The sequence below is a fragment of the Advenella sp. S44 genome, from assembly GCF_002810445.1.
In the GTDB taxonomy this organism is placed as follows: domain Bacteria; phylum Pseudomonadota; class Gammaproteobacteria; order Burkholderiales; family Burkholderiaceae_B; genus Advenella.
In genome coordinates this window covers 1-15,285 of sequence record NZ_NEXS01000010.1, presented here as the reverse complement: position 1 = coordinate 15,285, position 15,285 = coordinate 1, and the positions used below count along the sequence as shown (strand labels likewise).

At 52.8% G+C, this 15,285-nt stretch carries 15 protein-coding genes, 1 other RNA gene and 1 pseudogene; 9 read left to right on the top strand and 8 right to left on the bottom strand.

The genetic code is table 11. From position 1 onward, the window contains the following. Positions 1–49 precede the first annotated feature (49 nt). A pseudogene (locus tag CAP48_RS16565) lies at positions 50–658 on the top strand (RNA pyrophosphohydrolase); the annotation flags it as partial. Between the two features lie 450 nt (positions 659–1,108). On the opposite strand, the gene CAP48_RS16560 reads toward CAP48_RS16565, so the two are convergent. Further along, a complete protein-coding gene (locus tag CAP48_RS16560) occupies positions 1,109–2,020 on the bottom strand; it encodes an NAD(P)-dependent oxidoreductase (protein ID WP_100698756.1) in 912 nt (303 codons plus the stop codon). A 171-nt stretch (positions 2,021–2,191) separates the two neighbouring features. On the opposite strand from CAP48_RS16560, the gene CAP48_RS16555 reads away from it, so the two are divergent. The 4 genes from CAP48_RS16555 (at position 2,192) to CAP48_RS16540 (ending at position 4,010) form a co-directional block, all read left to right on the top strand. Continuing rightward, positions 2,192–2,605 carry a hypothetical protein gene (locus tag CAP48_RS16555; RefSeq protein ID WP_100698755.1) on the top strand — a complete coding sequence of 138 codons (414 nt, stop codon included), beginning with the start codon at positions 2,192–2,194 and terminating at the stop codon, positions 2,603–2,605. After that, the gene (locus CAP48_RS16550; protein WP_100698753.1) at positions 2,605–2,919 is read left to right on the top strand and encodes a cell division protein ZapA; all 315 of its coding nucleotides are present in this window, start codon (positions 2,605–2,607) and stop codon (positions 2,917–2,919) included. The genes CAP48_RS16555 and CAP48_RS16550 overlap by 1 nt, the downstream gene beginning before the upstream one ends. Before the next feature lie 54 nt (positions 2,920–2,973). Then, a non-coding RNA gene (gene ssrS / locus CAP48_RS16545) (6S RNA) lies at positions 2,974–3,155 on the top strand. Positions 3,156–3,206: 51 nt separating this feature from the next. Further along, positions 3,207–4,010 (top strand): SIMPL domain-containing protein, encoded by an 804-nt coding sequence (locus CAP48_RS16540; RefSeq protein WP_100698751.1) that lies wholly within the window; start codon positions 3,207–3,209, stop codon positions 4,008–4,010. Here the strand turns inward: CAP48_RS16540 and lgt are convergent. Continuing rightward, entirely contained in the window at positions 3,967–4,761 is a 795-nt protein-coding gene (gene lgt, locus CAP48_RS16535; RefSeq protein WP_100698749.1) for a prolipoprotein diacylglyceryl transferase, read from the bottom strand. The two genes, CAP48_RS16540 and lgt, sit on opposite strands and share 44 nt — an antisense overlap. A gap of 111 nt (positions 4,762–4,872) precedes the next feature. Between lgt and CAP48_RS16530 the strand changes: the two genes are divergently transcribed. Together CAP48_RS16530 and msrA are read left to right on the top strand one after the other, a co-directional pair. Continuing rightward, positions 4,873–5,211 carry a c-type cytochrome gene (locus CAP48_RS16530; RefSeq protein ID WP_100698747.1) on the top strand — a complete coding sequence of 113 codons (339 nt, stop codon included), beginning with the start codon at positions 4,873–4,875 and terminating at the stop codon, positions 5,209–5,211. A gap of 271 nt (positions 5,212–5,482) precedes the next feature. Then, positions 5,483–6,019: a peptide-methionine (S)-S-oxide reductase MsrA gene (gene msrA / locus CAP48_RS16525; protein ID WP_242444536.1), complete on the top strand. Its 537-nt coding sequence runs from the start codon at positions 5,483–5,485 to the stop codon at positions 6,017–6,019. 208 nt (positions 6,020–6,227) lie between these two features. On the opposite strand, the gene hppD is transcribed toward msrA, so the two are convergent. Further along, the gene (gene hppD / locus CAP48_RS16520) at positions 6,228–7,343 is read right to left on the bottom strand and encodes a 4-hydroxyphenylpyruvate dioxygenase (protein ID WP_100698743.1); all 1,116 of its coding nucleotides are present in this window, start codon (positions 7,341–7,343) and stop codon (positions 6,228–6,230) included. A 137-nt stretch (positions 7,344–7,480) separates the two neighbouring features. Here hppD and CAP48_RS16515 point away from each other — a divergent pair, with 137 nt between their 5' ends. Together CAP48_RS16515 and CAP48_RS16505 are read left to right on the top strand one after the other, a co-directional pair. Beyond that, entirely contained in the window at positions 7,481–7,957 is a 477-nt protein-coding gene (locus CAP48_RS16515; protein ID WP_100698741.1) for an Lrp/AsnC family transcriptional regulator, read from the top strand. A gap of 698 nt (positions 7,958–8,655) precedes the next feature. Beyond that, positions 8,656–9,810, top strand: a complete 1,155-nt coding sequence (locus CAP48_RS16505) for a hypothetical protein (protein WP_100698737.1) — start codon at positions 8,656–8,658, stop codon at positions 9,808–9,810. 92 nt (positions 9,811–9,902) lie between these two features. Here CAP48_RS16505 and CAP48_RS16500 read toward each other — a convergent pair whose 3' ends face one another. From CAP48_RS16500 to CAP48_RS16480, 5 genes are all read right to left on the bottom strand, one after another. After that, entirely contained in the window at positions 9,903–11,258 is a 1,356-nt protein-coding gene (locus CAP48_RS16500) for an amidase (RefSeq protein WP_100698735.1), read from the bottom strand. Positions 11,259–11,313: 55 nt separating this feature from the next. Further along, positions 11,314–11,997, bottom strand: a complete 684-nt coding sequence (locus tag CAP48_RS16495; protein WP_100699195.1) for a DUF2848 domain-containing protein — start codon at positions 11,995–11,997, stop codon at positions 11,314–11,316. An 80-nt stretch (positions 11,998–12,077) separates the two neighbouring features. Then, entirely contained in the window at positions 12,078–13,391 is a 1,314-nt protein-coding gene (locus tag CAP48_RS16490) for an MFS transporter (RefSeq protein WP_192871353.1), read from the bottom strand. A gap of 496 nt (positions 13,392–13,887) precedes the next feature. Beyond that, a complete protein-coding gene (locus CAP48_RS16485) occupies positions 13,888–14,814 on the bottom strand; it encodes a LysR family transcriptional regulator (protein ID WP_100698731.1) in 927 nt (308 codons plus the stop codon). A 220-nt stretch (positions 14,815–15,034) separates the two neighbouring features. Further along, positions 15,035–15,285: integrase core domain-containing protein (locus CAP48_RS16480; RefSeq protein WP_153045722.1), on the bottom strand; the 251-nt coding region annotated here is incomplete at its 5' end.

Here is a 15,285-nt window from a genome sequence, read left to right as displayed (position 1 = left end):
TTGATACGTATAATCAAAGACAATTGTATTTAAAAATGGGAGTGGCCGCATGCTTGATCGCGAAGGCTACCGTCCTAATGTTGGTATTATCCTCGTAAACCAGAAGAATGAGGTCTTTTGGGGCAAAAGAATTCGAGAACATTCCTGGCAGTTTCCGCAAGGTGGTATCAAATATGGCGAAACGCCTGTTCAGGCCATGTATCGAGAACTTCAGGAGGAAGTGGGTCTTAAGCCCGAGCATGTACGAATATTAGGTCGAACACGAGATTGGTTACGCTACAACGTACCTGATAACTTTGTCAGACGAGACTCACGTGGGCATTATAAGGGACAGAAGCAGATCTGGTTCCTGTTGCGCCTGGTGGGTAAGGATACTGATGTCAGCCTGCGGGCCACGCATCACCCGGAATTTGACGCTTGGCGCTGGCATACCTATTGGGTGCCGCTCGATGTTGTCATCGAATTCAAGCGTGATGTATACCATCGTGCGCTAAAGGAATTGTCCGATATCCTGTTTCGCCGTCCGGGAGAGTCGCGTTTTCTGCGCCAGCGTAACGGGGGCGGGTCCGTGCCGCGCAAAAATACGCACGCAAAAGAGGCGGCAAACATTAACAAGGGCAAGATCGCTAACCAGGTTCGCGGCGACGCTACGGCCCTGGTCACCGCCAACGGCGATTTTCCGCAGGGAGCCCGACCTGTTGTTTCGGGCAGACCCAATGGCAATTCCGGCGCCAAGCGCAGCTTTGACGCCGGCCAGCCCCGTGCCGCGCAAGCGACAGCGAAAAAGCAGGCGCCACGCCATGGCCGCAAGGGTCGTGTCCGCAACGCCGACAGCAGCGTTCAGACCGATCGCGTCAAGACGTTGCTCGTCACCCGTTAGTTAATTTACTGCGTCAATTCACTGTGCATGCCAGGCGCCCCGGCAGAAAGACGGGCGCACTAGGCTCTCGCCTGACTGCTTGCGACCGTTATCTAACGGCGGATCAGAGGCTGGCGAGGTGAGCAGAAAAGGGCCGACATGGGAATGGGCCCGCATATTTAAGCCTGGCGGGCCAGCCTGGCAGATTTTGCATCTTGGCCCGACTCCCTGAAAGTGCGAAATTATTGTCTATTTGCGCGGTGTCAGTCGGGTGATCAAGCTGGAGGTATCCCAGCGCTGGCCGCCGTTTTGCTGCACTTCGGCATAGAATTGGTCGACCAGGGCGGTAACGGGCAGTAGCGACCCGTTGCGCTTGGCCTCGTCCAGGACCAGGCCAAGATCCTTGCGCATCCAGTCGACGGCGAAACCAAAGTCAAATTGTCCCTCCACCATGGTTTTGCCACGGTTTTCCATTTGCCAGCTCTGGGCGGCGCCCTTGCTGATGACATCCAGAACGGCATTCATATCCAGGTTGGCGCGCAGGCCAAAAGCAATGGCTTCAGACAGCCCCTGTACCAGCCCGGCAATGCAGATCTGGTTGACCATCTTGGCCAGTTGCCCGGCGCCATGTTCTCCCAATAGCGTGACGGCGCGCGCAAAATGACCAGCTACAGGCTTGATTCTTTCAAATACTTCGGGTTCGCCACCACACATGACGGTCAGCACGCCGCCTACCGCTCCGGCCTGGCCGCCGGATACCGGTGCGTCAATAAAGTTGAATTGACCTGCTTGGGCGGCCGCCGCCAGCTCCCGCGCCACGTCGGCAGAGGCAGTGGTGTGATCGACAAAGACTGCGCCCGGTTCCATGCCATGGAAGGCACCGTCGGCAGCGGTGGTGACGCTGCGCAAATCGTTGTCGTTACCGACGCAGCAAAACACAATGTCGGCGCCCTTTGCTGCCGCTGCCGGCGTAGCGGCGCTGCGGCCGCCAAATTCACTGACCCAGTTATCGCTTTTGCTGGCGGTACGGTTATACACGGTGACATCATGGCCGGCACGGGCCAGATGGCCCGCCATCGGAAAACCCATCACACCTAAACCAATAAATGCGACTTTTTTTGCCGGGACCGAATCGTACTGTTTATCTGTAATTGAAGCCATGCGTGCACCTGAACGAAAAGGAAGTGAATGGTAATAGAACGTAAATAGTACCTGTTTGTGTCTATTTTTTGGAAATATGGCTCAGAACAGGTAAAATTCAATCTCATTTAATTAAATCCGTGTGCACTGCATCGTAAGCGTGCCCGCATATTTTGAGAACGTGATACCACTATGCTTCAGGATTTAGATCAAGTAGCTGTCCGTATCGGGCAGCTGGTTCAGCTTACGAAACAGCTTGCTTCAGAACGGGAATCCCTGGCGGCCAGACTTAAACAGGCCGAAGGCGGCCGGGCTGAGTTGCAAACCCTGCTGCAAGAGCGGGAAGAGCAATTCAAGTCAATCAGCGAGCGTCTCGCCAATCACGAGACCGAAGTCAATGGTATCCGGGAACAGGCTCAGGCCGAAAACGTCCAGTTGCGTCAGACACTGGAAGGCACGACGGCCGAACTGCAAAGTGTCAAGCAGCAACTGGCTTCAGCCAAGAATGAGGCCAACGCCCTGAAAGAAAGTGCCCGGACCGCGCGCGAAAAAGTGGAACGCGTCCTGGCAAATCTGCCCGGCAATGCGTCAGAAGGAGTAAACTAATGGAACGCATAGATGTCTCTATTTTAGGGCGCGATTTTTCCCTGGCATGCAATCCTGAAGAAAAACAGAAGCTGCTTGCTGCCGTCAAGCTTGCAGATCACCTCATGCTTAAAATCAAGGGTTCAGGCGGCATGACCTCTGCCAGCAACGAACGAATTGCTGTCATGGCCTGCATTCAAATGGCATCTGATCTTCTATCTGTTAAATCTAGCGATGAAGGCTTCGGTGGCATGCAATATGGAGATTTCAAGAGTAAGATAGAGGAACTCAATACGTTACTGGACTCCGGCCTTAACGAATTGAAAAAACTTTAACGCATTCGGGGTTTAACTGTCTCTTATTTTTCTGTACAGTTGAGCCTAACCAGTTTGTCCCTGCTGTATACGTGACTTGGCTTTACATCTCTTACCTATGCTTATGGCATCGGTCGCTGGATTACGGAGTGGGTGTGATCGTCTCTAGTCAGATGAACCCGAAGCTCTGTTGAAGGCAACCAACTTTGAACTGAAAGGTTCGAGGTGCCAGCCTAGACGGTACAAGCGGGGCCATTATTTCCTACAAAACGAGCTGTGATGGCTCGTTTTTTTTTTGGAGTCGCGCAATGCAACGCACTTTTCCCCAGGCATTTTTATCCAAAGCAACCTTGATCGCGATACTTGCGCTCGGTGGCGCAGCGATGTCGGCCACCGCCGTACACGCGCAGACGGCAACGAATACAAACACGGCACAGTCAAGCGATCCAACGTTGGCGCTAAGCGCGTCTGCATCCGAGACAGTGGCTCAGGATACGGTCACGCTGACGCTGACCCGCGAATTGCGGGGCGAAAACCAGGTTGAATTGTCGCGCAGTGTCAATGAAGCCATGAACAAGGTTCGGGATAAAGCCAAGGCCGACAAGGCGCTGGAAGTGCGTACCGGTTCTTACCAGGTGTGGTTTGAGCGGGACAATGACCGCCCCAAACAGCCAGTAACAGCCAGAGGGGGCGATGCCAAAGATGACAACACAGCGGACGATGCTGGCGGTATCTGGGTTGCCCGCGGCCAATTGCTCATCACTTCCAAGGAGATGGAAAAAGCCAGTCAGTTTGCCGCTGAGGTTGATCAGGATATGGCGCTGGATGGCATTCGCTTTTCGCTATCGCGCCAAGCGCGCGAAGTCATAGAAAAACGATTGCTTGCCGCCACCACCAATGCGTTCAAAACCCGTGCCCGAGAGGCGGTGGCCGCTTTGGAATTTGGCGACTACCGTATCAAGTCCTTGCGGCTGGGAGATGTGGGACGACCCGAGAGCTACCAGCCACGCGTGATGGCGATGAGTGCGGGCAAAGCCGGCCCCGCCATTGAGGCCGGCAAGGAAACCGTTACGTTGTCGATGGAGGGAGAGATCTTTTTGTTGCCCAAATAAAGATCGCGATACCCGCTAAGATCATGGGCAATGACAGCCATTGACCCATGGACAGTCCCAGACTGAGGGTGCCCAGGAAGCTGTCCGGTTCACGTGTGTACTCCACGAAGAACCGGGCCAGGCCATAGCCCACCATAAAGACAGCGCTGGTTTGACCGACCCAGCGTTTCCGGGACGAAAATATCCATACAACAGCAAACAGAAGCACGCCTTCGGCCAGCATTTCGTAAAGCTGGGACGGATGCCGTGCAATGGGTCCGCCTTGCGGGAATATCATGGCCCAGGGCAGATCGGACGGGCGTCCCCACAGTTCGCCATTAATAAAGTTACCGATGCGGCCCATGGCCAGCCCAGGGGGCACCAGCGGCGCAATAAAGTCGGACACCTCGAAAAACGTCATGCCTTTTTTGCGTGCGAAGAGGTAAAGCACAACCAGCACGCCAAGCAGCCCGCCATGGAATGACATGCCGCCATCCCACACTGAAAAAATATGCAGGGGGTTGGAAAAATAATAGGCCGGCTGATAGAACAGTACATAGCCCAGGCGCCCGCCTGCCACCACGCCCATCACGCCGTAGAAAATCAGGTCTTCAAATTCGCTAACGGTTAGCCGGTGCATTCCTTTCTTGATCCGATACCTGCCAAGGATCCACAGCAATGCGAACGCGGCCACATACATCAGGCCGTACCAATGAATCTTAACGGGGCCGATTTCGAGTGCAATCGGATTGAATTGGGGATAAGCGATCATAAATACCAAAAAGCGACAATGAAATGGAAAGTATAAAGGCGCGCCAACGCTTTGTGCTTGGTCGGGTAAAATAAACGCAAGTTAATTGTTAATACTAAAAAGGTTACCGTGGTGTCAGGGAAACAGATTCTCGCCTGTTTGGCATTTATTGCAGTCAACATAACATCTGCCAGCGCTCAGGCCTTGACCGACGGACCGCAATTGGCAAAGGAAAATATCTGCATGGGCTGTCACCAGGTGGACAGAACGCGGGTGGGGCCGCCGTTTGTTGCAATCGCCGACAGGTACAAGGCTGGCGGCGATGAAATGGTCGGGTACTTGGCCAATAGTATCCGCAATGGGGGCCGGGGCCGGTGGGGAGCTGTGCCTATGCCCGCCCAGCCGCAAGTGACCGAAGAGGAGGCGACAGCCATGGCCTCCTGGATACTGTCCCTGGCCAGCCAGCAGTAAGACAAGTGAGCCGGAATCGGGGTGAGGGCTTGAAATTTTTACTGCTTGTTTGCGCATTGTGTGTGGCCAATTAAATATTGCAGTTGAAAAGTACAGATATGCGCCGTATGACTTTTTTTGCGCACATTGCTCGGGGGAAATGACCTGATGAAAATCAGGGTCTGGTCCACAACCGTTTGTTCGGTGAATGCCAGACATGGGCGCGGCGCTGCCCACCACCATACCGGCAGCGTGCAGCCTTTCTGGACGGCTTTTTTTAAAGGTGAATATTGTGGCAAATCAAACTGAAATCGCGGTACTGGGCAGTGGTTGCTTCTGGTGCTCAGAGGCTGTGTTCCAGCAATTGCGTGGCGTTCTGTCGGTGCAGTCGGGCTATAGCGGCGGCCATGTGCAAAATCCCACTTACGAACAGGTATGTGGTAAAGACACCGGCCATATTGAAGTCATACGGATCGAGTTTGACCCGATTGTCATCAGCTACCAGGATCTGCTTGAGATTTTCTTTGATACCCATGATCCGACCACCCCTGACCGCCAAGGGAACGATGTCGGTCCGCAGTACGCCTCTGCCATTTTTTGGCAGTCAGACGAGCAAAAAGAAACCGCAACGCGCGTAGTTGGCGAGCGACAGGCTGATTTTGCTGATCCTATCGTGACGAAATTGCTGCCGGCGGCGCCGTTCTGGCCAGCGGAGAGCTATCACGACGATTACTTCAGCCAGCATCCGAACCAGTCGTATTGCGCATTTGTGATCTCGCCCAAAGTGGAAAAATTCAAAAAACGTCATTCGGACAAGCTTAATTCTTAGATTGAACGCCAGTGGCTGATTAGTAAGCGGGCTATTGCTATGAGCAATGAGGCGTCATTTATTGACGCCTCATTCAACAGCGCTAATCGCACTGCGTTTTTAGATCATGTTTATTTTGCGGTATTTATTCCGCGGTATTTATTCCACAGCGTCTATTTCACTGCTTTTGATTCAACAGCGCTGATCCGACCGCACTATTGCCTCACGCTTATTCAACAGCGCGCACCACACCGCGACGCATCTGATCCAGTTCGATGGATTCGAAAAGTGCCTTGAAGTTGCCTTCGCCGAAGCCTTCATTGCCTTTGCGCTGGATAATTTCAAAGAAAATTGGACCAATCTGGTTTTCGGTGAAAATTTGCAGCAGCAGGTCATTATTGGGGCCACCATCGAGCAGAATGCGGTTTTTCTTCAGGCGATCAACATCTTCGCCGTGCCCGGGCAAGCGGGTTTCCAGCAATTCGTAATAGGTATCGGGGGTGTCCAGAAAGTGCAGCCCGCGTTTGGCCAGGTTCTCGACAGTGTCGTAAATAGTGCTGGTGCCCAGCGCAATATGCTGGATGCCTTCTCCACGATACATATCCAGATACTCCTGAATCTGCCCTTTCTCTTCGGTGCCTTCCTCATTGATCGGGATACGGATCTTGCCGCAAGGCGAGGTCATGGCCTTGGACTTGACGCCGGTCACCTTGCCCTCGATGTCGAAATAGCGCACTTCGCGGAAGTTGAACAGCCTTTCGTAAAACTCGGCCCATTCGGCCATGCGGCCCTTGTGCACATTATGGGTCAGGTGATCGATGATCTCCAGGCCCGCGCCGGTGTAGTGAGAATCCTCTTCTGCAGTGGACGCATCGATTGCGACAAAGTCGACGTCGTAGATGCTGATGTCGCCGATCCCGCCAGTGGCGCTCTTGCCTTTCCAGCGGTCAACCAGATAGATTAGTGAATCTCCGATACCCTTGATGGCAGGGATATTGAGTTCCATCGGGCCGCTGCCCGAGTCAAAGCCCCATGCGCCAAGCTCCAGGGCGCGCTTATACGCCTTTGTCGCATCGTCCACCCGGAACGCGATGGCACAGATCGAAGGCCCGTGCAGGCGGGCAAAGCGCTGGGCAAAAGAGTCTTTTTCAGCATTAATCAAGAAGTTGATTTGACCCTGGCGGTACAGCGTGACGTCTTTATGGCGATGTTTGGCAATGGCTTTAAAACCCAAACTCTCAAACACTTTTCCGAGTGCCACCGGGTCGGGTGCGGTATATTCAACAAATTCAAAGCCATTTGTGCCCATGGGGTTTTCCCAAGGGGTAAACGTTGTTGTAGTCATAGCATTCCTCCTGAAGCGTTTTGTTCTGATAAAACCCCTATTCTATGCAAAAAGTGGGGGCAGACAATTGCAAAAATGCTGCAAATGAACGCTGTATTGCATTATTATTTTAATTTTTGTCCTTTTTGGGAAAGATTATGTCACTAAATGCGCTCGATAAAACAGACCGGCAAATTCTTAACCTTCTGCAGAAAAATGGCCGCCTGAGCAATCAGGACCTGGCCGATAAAATTGCGCTCTCTCCAAGCCCCTGTCTGCGCCGCGTAAAACGGCTGGAAGAAGAAGGGTATATCAAAGGGTATGCTGCCCGGGTCGATGCGGACAGAATCGGGCGCGGCCTGATCGCCTTTGTCTCTATCCGGCTCAATAAGCACAGCGGATCCAGCCATGCCCCCATGCAGGACTTCAATCGTGATGTCCAGCTCTGGCCCGAAGTTGTCGAGTGCCATTCCATGTCGGGAGATATGGATTACCTGCTGCGTGTGCAAGTACAGGACCTGGCCGCTTTCTCGGCATTTGCCATGAACGTACTTATGCAGCACCCATCTGTGGTGGATATGAAATCCAGCTTCGCCTTGGGGAAGATCAAGGAAAGTGGGGCGCTTGTCGTCTAGTGCCAATGCGAGTAGCAGCGCCGGATCCCCTGCGCTATTGGCCAGGAGCTCGAAAGTTTGCTGATGCTATTGGCAGATAACGAAGCACTCATCAAATGGTGTTCATACTTCGAGAGCATTCTTATTCATGAAATGCCGAAGATCATCATTTATATGATTATCAAATCCAGAATTTCTTTATTGCGATGCGGGGAGAATGACATTTATTGGAATAACGTAGCCGAAGGGACATGGCAGATCCACGCCCCAAGCCTCGTAATTGTTGGGTTATGGACATCGATGAATCTATTTGGGATTGGATATGGGCGATATTGCGCGAACGGAAAAAGCGCTTGCTGAGTTTATTAAGCCGAGGTTTCTGAGAAAGTCGAGCAGATGTAGAGAGCGGGTATACAGCGTCGTATATTATCAGTAGCGAGGCCGTAATATTTGCACAACTGGCCTGGAGAAATGGCTACGAAGTCAGCATTGCCAGTCCCTGTGTCCCTAAGAAGTGGCTGCCTGTAAAATCTTTGGGTCATTACGAATTCAACTTATTGAAGGCTTATACCGTTGATCGCCCCTGTGGTAGTAAGTTTTCATGAGAGCTTCAGAGTACTGTTACAAGAGTACGTTACAGGGATCAGTAAACCTGATGTCGGATTGCGGCTTGGGATCAACTAGATTAGGGCTCAGGTTGATTTTAAATATGGGATAGCATGAATCAACAGACTAACGAAAATGTGAACGAACTTTCAGACTTGGAACGGAGTAACGCGCTGTTCGGCCAGCAAATGCAACTATTCTTTCGTCAACTGATAGCACAACTTAAATTAATGCATGATTGTGCCTGGCCATTGACAGCGCTTGGGTTGGCTTGTTCCGTCATGGTGTTTACTAACTACGCACGGGTGTATCAGCTTCCGCTGAACGCGTTATCTTCTGGATTGATTTCTGTTTTCCCAGTTGTGTTTGCTTATTGCGTATTGAGTGTTATTGCTGTGGCGATAATCGTGTTTTTACCAATGGTCGTTTTTTTCGTTTCGCCAGACGAGAACAATGTACCTTTGATCGGTAGATTTGAAATTGGCAAGGCTGAGGCACGTAAAGGTACCCGTAGAACACTAGCATGTTTATGGGTCGTGTGCGGCGTAATGAATGCAATGGTTTTATGGGGATTTATTTGGTGGTTGGCCGATAACAATCTCACTGGTATGTGCTGGGCAGTGCTGTTGGCTTTCAGTCAAATTCTGGTCGCGTTCGGCACGCTGAGAATTATTTGCTACTCGGCCGGAATTTCAGCAAAACAGATAAAGCCCGTATTCTATGTTCAAGTGTTTGTCGTAGGGATTGCGCACGTCACACTTATGATGGTGCTTTATACATTGGCCATTTCTGTGGCTGATCAGCTTTGGGCCAACCAATTTGGCTTACTGGTCACGCTAGCTGCGGTTGTCGTTGTTGTGCTATTCCTTCAACTAATCTTTGCGAGTTTCTTTTACGATACAAAGCTTTACCGATGGTCATTTAAGTCGCTGATAGTGGTAATTTTTTTATTCACCGGGTTAGCCGCTGCTATTCCACCAATTAGTGCGAAATTGGCTGTAATTGCCTTTCAGATCAAAAGCCCTAGCGGCAACCCTTGCTTGGTACTGAATGTAGATCGTGGACAAAAGATATCTTTGCCCAGCGTGCTGCAGAGCTCCGTGCCCAGTAAGAGTATAGGATTGCGAGTGTTTATTGAGCTTGACGGCAAATACTATGCCAGGCCGTTTGATCTAACTAAGATTCCGAAATATATACGCGCAGATGTCCATTTAATCCCTGTTGCCAGTGTTTCAACCATTTCCGACTGCCGTGACAAGAATGAATAAGGACGATACTGTGTGACGTCAGAACGACGCGGGGCAAGTTTTGACGGTCGGTAATAGACAAAGTTTGCGATTGTATTGCCGACCTGTCAACCCTATCTTTGCAGCAAGGTCTCCACTGCTTTGGCTATCGCCAGGACAGTGCGATCCTGTCCGCCTGCCGCCGCTATGCTAACGCCCACGGGCGCCGTTCCTGGGGCATGGCAGGGTAAGGATAACGCGCAGCCGTCCAGGAAGTTGATGAAGGTGGGATTGCGCAAAAGCAGCAAATTGGTTTTGTGGTAAACCTCTTCATCCCGCAACTCGGCTATCGTGGGCGCAATGACCGGAACGGTAGGCATGATCATGGCATCAAAATCGGCCAATTGCGTTTGCAATTGCTGTATCCACTCCTCGCGTCGGTGCAGCAGGTCAATATAATCGGCGGCGCTAATCTGCTTGCCGCGCAACATGCGTGAGACCACCCGTGGATCATAGGCGTCAGCCTTGTCCGCGATCAATTGGCGATGCCATGCCCATGCCTCGGCAGCAATGAAACCGCCCTGGGCGTTGATGTCGGGCAACTGGTCAAATGGCGGCACGGCCTGTTCCACAATGCTGACGCCAGCAGCCGACAGTAGCGAAAGCGCGTGTGCATAGCTTGCCGCGACATGATCGTCAGCGCCATCAAGCACGGCATTGCTGGGAAATAGCAGACGCAGGCTCTCAAGGGGCTTGGGCGCGATCGGTGTGTAATGTTCACCTGTCATAAGGGCGTCCAATATGGCACAACACTCGACGCTGGCGGCCAGTGGGCCGATAGAATCCAGGGTTGAGGACAGCGGCAATATACCTTCTTTTGGGATCCGGCGGGCAGTTGGTTTGAAGCCGGTTAGTCCGCAAAGCGCAGAGGGTATGCGTACAGACCCGCCCGTATCCGAGCCGATAGCCGCCACCGCCATCGCGTCTGTGACCGATACCGCGGCGCCGGACGAGGAGCCACCTGGAATGCGTCCTTCGCCGATGGTGCGTTCCCAAGGATTGCGGGGCGTGCCGTAATGCGGGTTCACGCCGAGGCCGGAGTAGGCAAACTCGGTCATATTGGTTGTGCCGATAATGATGGCGCCCGCATTGATCAGCCGCTGTACGACCCTGGCGTTGTCTAAGGCGGCGGGAGCATCATTCAATATGACCGAGCCGGCTCGTGTGGGCCTGCCTTTGATATCAAACAAATCCTTGACCGATATGGGCAAACCGTCGACCGCAGAGCGCCGCACACCCGCCTGGCGCAGAGCATCGGCAGCCGCTGCGGCGGCCAGCGCTTGCTCGTCAAATACCTGGGTATAGACTTGGGGGCCTTCGCCGCTGTTGGCGCGTGCCAGAGCCTGTTGTGTCAGTTGGACCGAAGTCGTGGAGCCAGCATCAAGCGCGTGAGACAGCGAGGTCAGGCTGGGAAAAGCAAAATTGTTCATGGGACAACCGTTAATGACAAATGAAATTGACGGAAAACTTGCGATACCGGTGTGTTCAGGCCACCACAGGCAGCGTTTCGACATGGTATGTGTGTTGCAGGCTACGGTTCTTGACCGGATCGTGCAGCTCCATCACAAATGTGTTGGAGGGGCGGATGCCGCCAATCGCACCAACCGTGCCGCAAATCATGCCATGTCCTTCGGGCAGCACGCTCTGGTTTCCGGTATACCCTTCGATCAATTCCTGTGGCAGACGCAGACTGTCCAGCTTGCCTTCCTGATACAGTACTTTCTTGCCATTTTCCTCGATCCAGGAGCGGATGACCAGTTGATCCCAATGTTCAACCACCTCGTCAAAGCGCCAGGCTGACGTTGCTACCGGTTTGACGCAAGCCTGTTTGGATTCGGCCACGCCATAGGCTTCCAGTTTACGGTCAGTATGGTCTGAGGCCAGGCTGACATACATGGTGCCATCCACAGTGAATACAAAGACTTCAACCTCGCCAGACGATTCAGTGCCCAGCGCCTGAATATTGTCTGCCTGCGTCAACTGGTTGTTGGCTACCCTGTAATACAGCGGCACGGCGCTGGGACGGGGTACGCCCAGGGCGGCCAGCTCTTCGATATGGTGTTCTATGGCTTTGATGTCGCGTCCGGCCCAGCCCGCAACAATCAGGGCGTGGATATCTGCAACAACGGTTGCTGAAGGGTCTTGGGCAAGTGAGAATTTAAGTTTCATGGCAATACTCTTGATAAACAGATAGGGAGCAAGCATGCGTGATGTACCACACATGCCTGCGAAAGAAGGGGGGAGCCGGGTCAGCGTTTTTTGATGAACAGAATAACCAGGAGTGAGGCCAGAATTTCCAGCGCCGCAACGAAATACAGTCCCGACGACAGCGAGCCCGTGCTGGTTTTCAATGAGCCGATCATATATGGCGCAACGAATCCGGCCAGATTACCAATGGAGTTAATCAGTGCGATACCCCCGGCTGCGGCGGTGCCGGCCAGAAAAGCTGCAGGAATGGACCAGAACACCGGAAAGGCGGCCAGGATACCAATAGAAGCAACAGTCAGGGCGATCAGCGCAAACAGCGCATTGTGCAGCAGCATGCCGGTGGCGATCAGGCCCACGCACGCGACCAGGGTCGCGATGGCGCAGTGCAGCCGACGTTCGCCGGTTTTGTCGGAGTGGGCACCATTCCAGACCATCGCTATGGTTCCGGCAATGAACGGTATGGCCGACAGCACACCGATCATCAGATCGTTGTTGATGCCGATATCTTTAATGATGGAAGGGCTCCAGAACGCGATCGTGGCGTTGCCGCTGACAATGCAAAAATACACCGCAGCGCAGAGCCAGATGCCATAGTTGCGATAGGCATCTTTGAAAGACAGGTGTTTATTGCCTGTTTGGCTGTTCTCAATTTCCAGCGCCCGCGTGACAGCCTGCTGCTCTTGTGGTGTCAGCCATTTGGCGTTGACCGGCTTTTCCGGCAGATACTTGAGCACGAACAACCCGGCAATCACAGATGGAATACCTTCAATAATGAACAACCACTGCCAGTTGGCCAAGTGCCCAACTCCCTGCATGCCGTTCAGAATCAGGCCCGCAAGCGGCCCACCCACCACACCGGCGAGCGCAAACGAAGTCATGAACAGTCCGTTGACGCGCGCGCGGTACTCGGCCGGAAACCAATAGGTCAGATAAAGCACCACGCCCGGAAAGAAGCCGGCTTCAAATACGCCAAGCAGAAACCGCATAATATAGAACTGCGTGGGGGTGGTGACATACGCCATACCAATGGAAGCGGCGCCCCACAGTATGGTGATACGGGCCAGCGTTTTGCGGGCGCCGATCTTTTCCAGCAGCAAATTACTGGGAACTTCGAATAGAAAATAGCCGATAAAGAAAATCCCCGCTCCGAGTCCATATACGGCTTCGCTAAATTGCAGGTCTTGCAGCATGTGCAGTTTGGCAAAACCGACATTCACGCGATCCAGCCAGGCCAGTATGAATAGAAAGACCAGAAAAGGGATCAGTCGCCAGGCAATTTTGGTATAGGTTGCCTTCAATTCGTTCGCGTCGGCGCCCACGCTTGGGCTTGCCGCAATGCTTGATTTATTCATCATGTTTCCAACTACAGTTGCGTGTTGAATGGGGCTTACCGGCGGAACTGGCCGGTTAGCGGTTGGCAGAGTATGGCCTGGGATGATGCCCCAACAGGGGCGTGGCCGGGGATAAGACTGCACGTTGCGGCCAGATGATGGTTACCACCATCGGATTGTCCAAAGGCATGTCCCGCTTAATGTGGTGCAACGTCCTTGCTGTGCCAGGTCTTATATGTGGGCAGTGTAGGTAGCGGGTTTTTGACTGTCCAACAAGAAAATATGCGAGGTATTGATCGCAAAATCTTATTGCTGCCTGGTGTGCCGCGGCAAAGCTTTGAAATGGTGATGAATATCAAAGCGTTATGCTCATATGGCCAGAAACTCTGAGCCCCGTAGAGACACCGCCCACGACACATAGGCTGGATTCATCCTAGGGTAAACACTTAGATCTGGGATGCGGGCAGAGGATGTCAGAGACAAGGCATCGGGCTTGTGTCCGAAGATATGTGGGCGGCCTTCAGGTTTGCAGTGGCGCGCATGCGATGCGCTGGCCCCGGTTGTTTGCAAATGCGATCGCGACATCCTGGGCAATCAGGCCAACGGTCTCGGCCAGCGGGTTTTCCTGGTTGTGGCGGAATGCAGCCTGCAATTCAAGTGGCGGCAAGACCGTATCTGCTCGCAGCAGTTGTAATGTCTGTGCATTCAACTCCTGCTGGATAATGGCTGGCGGCAGCGCGGCGACGCCGAACCCATCCCGTACCAGTCTGATCATGGTAGCCACAGAGGAAATACCGTTAAGGTGCAGGGAGATATCGCCCGCTGTCGCAAACATTCTTTCGATGGCGGCGTAAGGTTCCGATTCACGGGCAAAGCTCACGATGGGAAATGCAGCCAGATCGGCCAGACTGAGTACATCATTGCCAATTTCCAGCATTGGACTGGCTACCCAGCGCATGGGCAATTGCCCCAAGGCGATAGCGTCGACCTGAGAACCATGGATGGCGTTGCCTTGCAGTACCAGATCCAGGCCTCCTTTATTGAGCTGTTCGGTCAAATGAGCCGTGGTGTCGCTGGCAATTTCAATTCTCAGGCGTGGGTAGCTTTGATGCAGACGGGCCAGAAATTCGGGAAACCAGCTGTGCACAATGGATTCAATCACGCCAATGCGAATGACACCCGCATAGGTATGCTTATCCAGCATGTCTTCTTTCATTTCGCGCAAAAGCTTGACCATGCGCTCGGCATGAACCAGGGCTTTGCTGCCGTCCGGCGTCAGGGACACTTCACGGGCGTTGCGATCAAACAAACGCACGCCGAACTCCTGCTCCAGAGAAGCAATGCGACTGGAGATGGCAGCCTGCGTCGTATGCAAGCGTTCTGCGGTCATACGGAAATTGCGCATTTCAGCCAGCAATACGAAGGTTTCCAGAAATCGAATATTCATCGGATAATTATAGCCCGCGAGACAACAATGTACGTGATATGGCAAGGGCTCCTGAAGACCATTTGTGACATGCTGGCGCGGGTCTGGACGCGCAAATCCCAAGCCTATGGGCGGGTTTACCTGCGGTCGCGCAACGCATCCTCGTGTTGTGCGTGTGAGTCACTGTGTTATGCAGGTGTATTGTAAATACCCCATCTTTAATACACCACACACATAGAATTTATAATGTTAATTTATAGTCAATGGGTGTCATGTCATTGAGTGAATCGTGCGGTCTTTCGGTGTTGTAAATCGTTGTCCAGTGTTCCGTGATGTGTTGAACTTGCTTCAACGACGTAAAAAGATATAAATCTAATACCTCTTGGCGGTACGTACGATTGAAGCGCTCAATATAGGCGTTTTGATAGGGGCAACCGGGCTGCGTATAATCAATATAAACGCCATGTTGATGTGCCCACTGAACGAACTCCG

What these genes read in the sequence shown, in the direction of transcription:
- CAP48_RS16560 (WP_100698756.1), bottom strand. Translation starts at nt 2,020, where the DNA reads ATGGCTTCAATTACAGATAAACAGTACGATTCGGTCCCGGCAAAAAAA.
- CAP48_RS16555 (WP_100698755.1), top strand. Translation starts at nt 2,192, where the DNA reads ATGCTTCAGGATTTAGATCAAGTAGCTGTCCGTATCGGGCAGCTGGTT.
- CAP48_RS16550 (WP_100698753.1), top strand. Translation starts at nt 2,605, where the DNA reads ATGGAACGCATAGATGTCTCTATTTTAGGGCGCGATTTTTCCCTGGCA.
- CAP48_RS16540 (WP_100698751.1), top strand. Translation starts at nt 3,207, where the DNA reads ATGCAACGCACTTTTCCCCAGGCATTTTTATCCAAAGCAACCTTGATC.
- lgt (WP_100698749.1), bottom strand. Translation starts at nt 4,761, where the DNA reads ATGATCGCTTATCCCCAATTCAATCCGATTGCACTCGAAATCGGCCCC.
- hppD (WP_100698743.1), bottom strand. Translation starts at nt 7,343, where the DNA reads ATGACTACAACAACGTTTACCCCTTGGGAAAACCCCATGGGCACAAAT.
- CAP48_RS16515 (WP_100698741.1), top strand. Translation starts at nt 7,481, where the DNA reads ATGTCACTAAATGCGCTCGATAAAACAGACCGGCAAATTCTTAACCTT.
- CAP48_RS16505 (WP_100698737.1), top strand. Translation starts at nt 8,656, where the DNA reads ATGAATCAACAGACTAACGAAAATGTGAACGAACTTTCAGACTTGGAA.
- CAP48_RS16500 (WP_100698735.1), bottom strand. Translation starts at nt 11,258, where the DNA reads ATGAACAATTTTGCTTTTCCCAGCCTGACCTCGCTGTCTCACGCGCTT.
- CAP48_RS16495 (WP_100699195.1), bottom strand. Translation starts at nt 11,997, where the DNA reads ATGAAACTTAAATTCTCACTTGCCCAAGACCCTTCAGCAACCGTTGTT.
- CAP48_RS16490 (WP_192871353.1), bottom strand. Translation starts at nt 13,391, where the DNA reads ATGATGAATAAATCAAGCATTGCGGCAAGCCCAAGCGTGGGCGCCGAC.
- CAP48_RS16485 (WP_100698731.1), bottom strand. Translation starts at nt 14,814, where the DNA reads ATGAATATTCGATTTCTGGAAACCTTCGTATTGCTGGCTGAAATGCGC.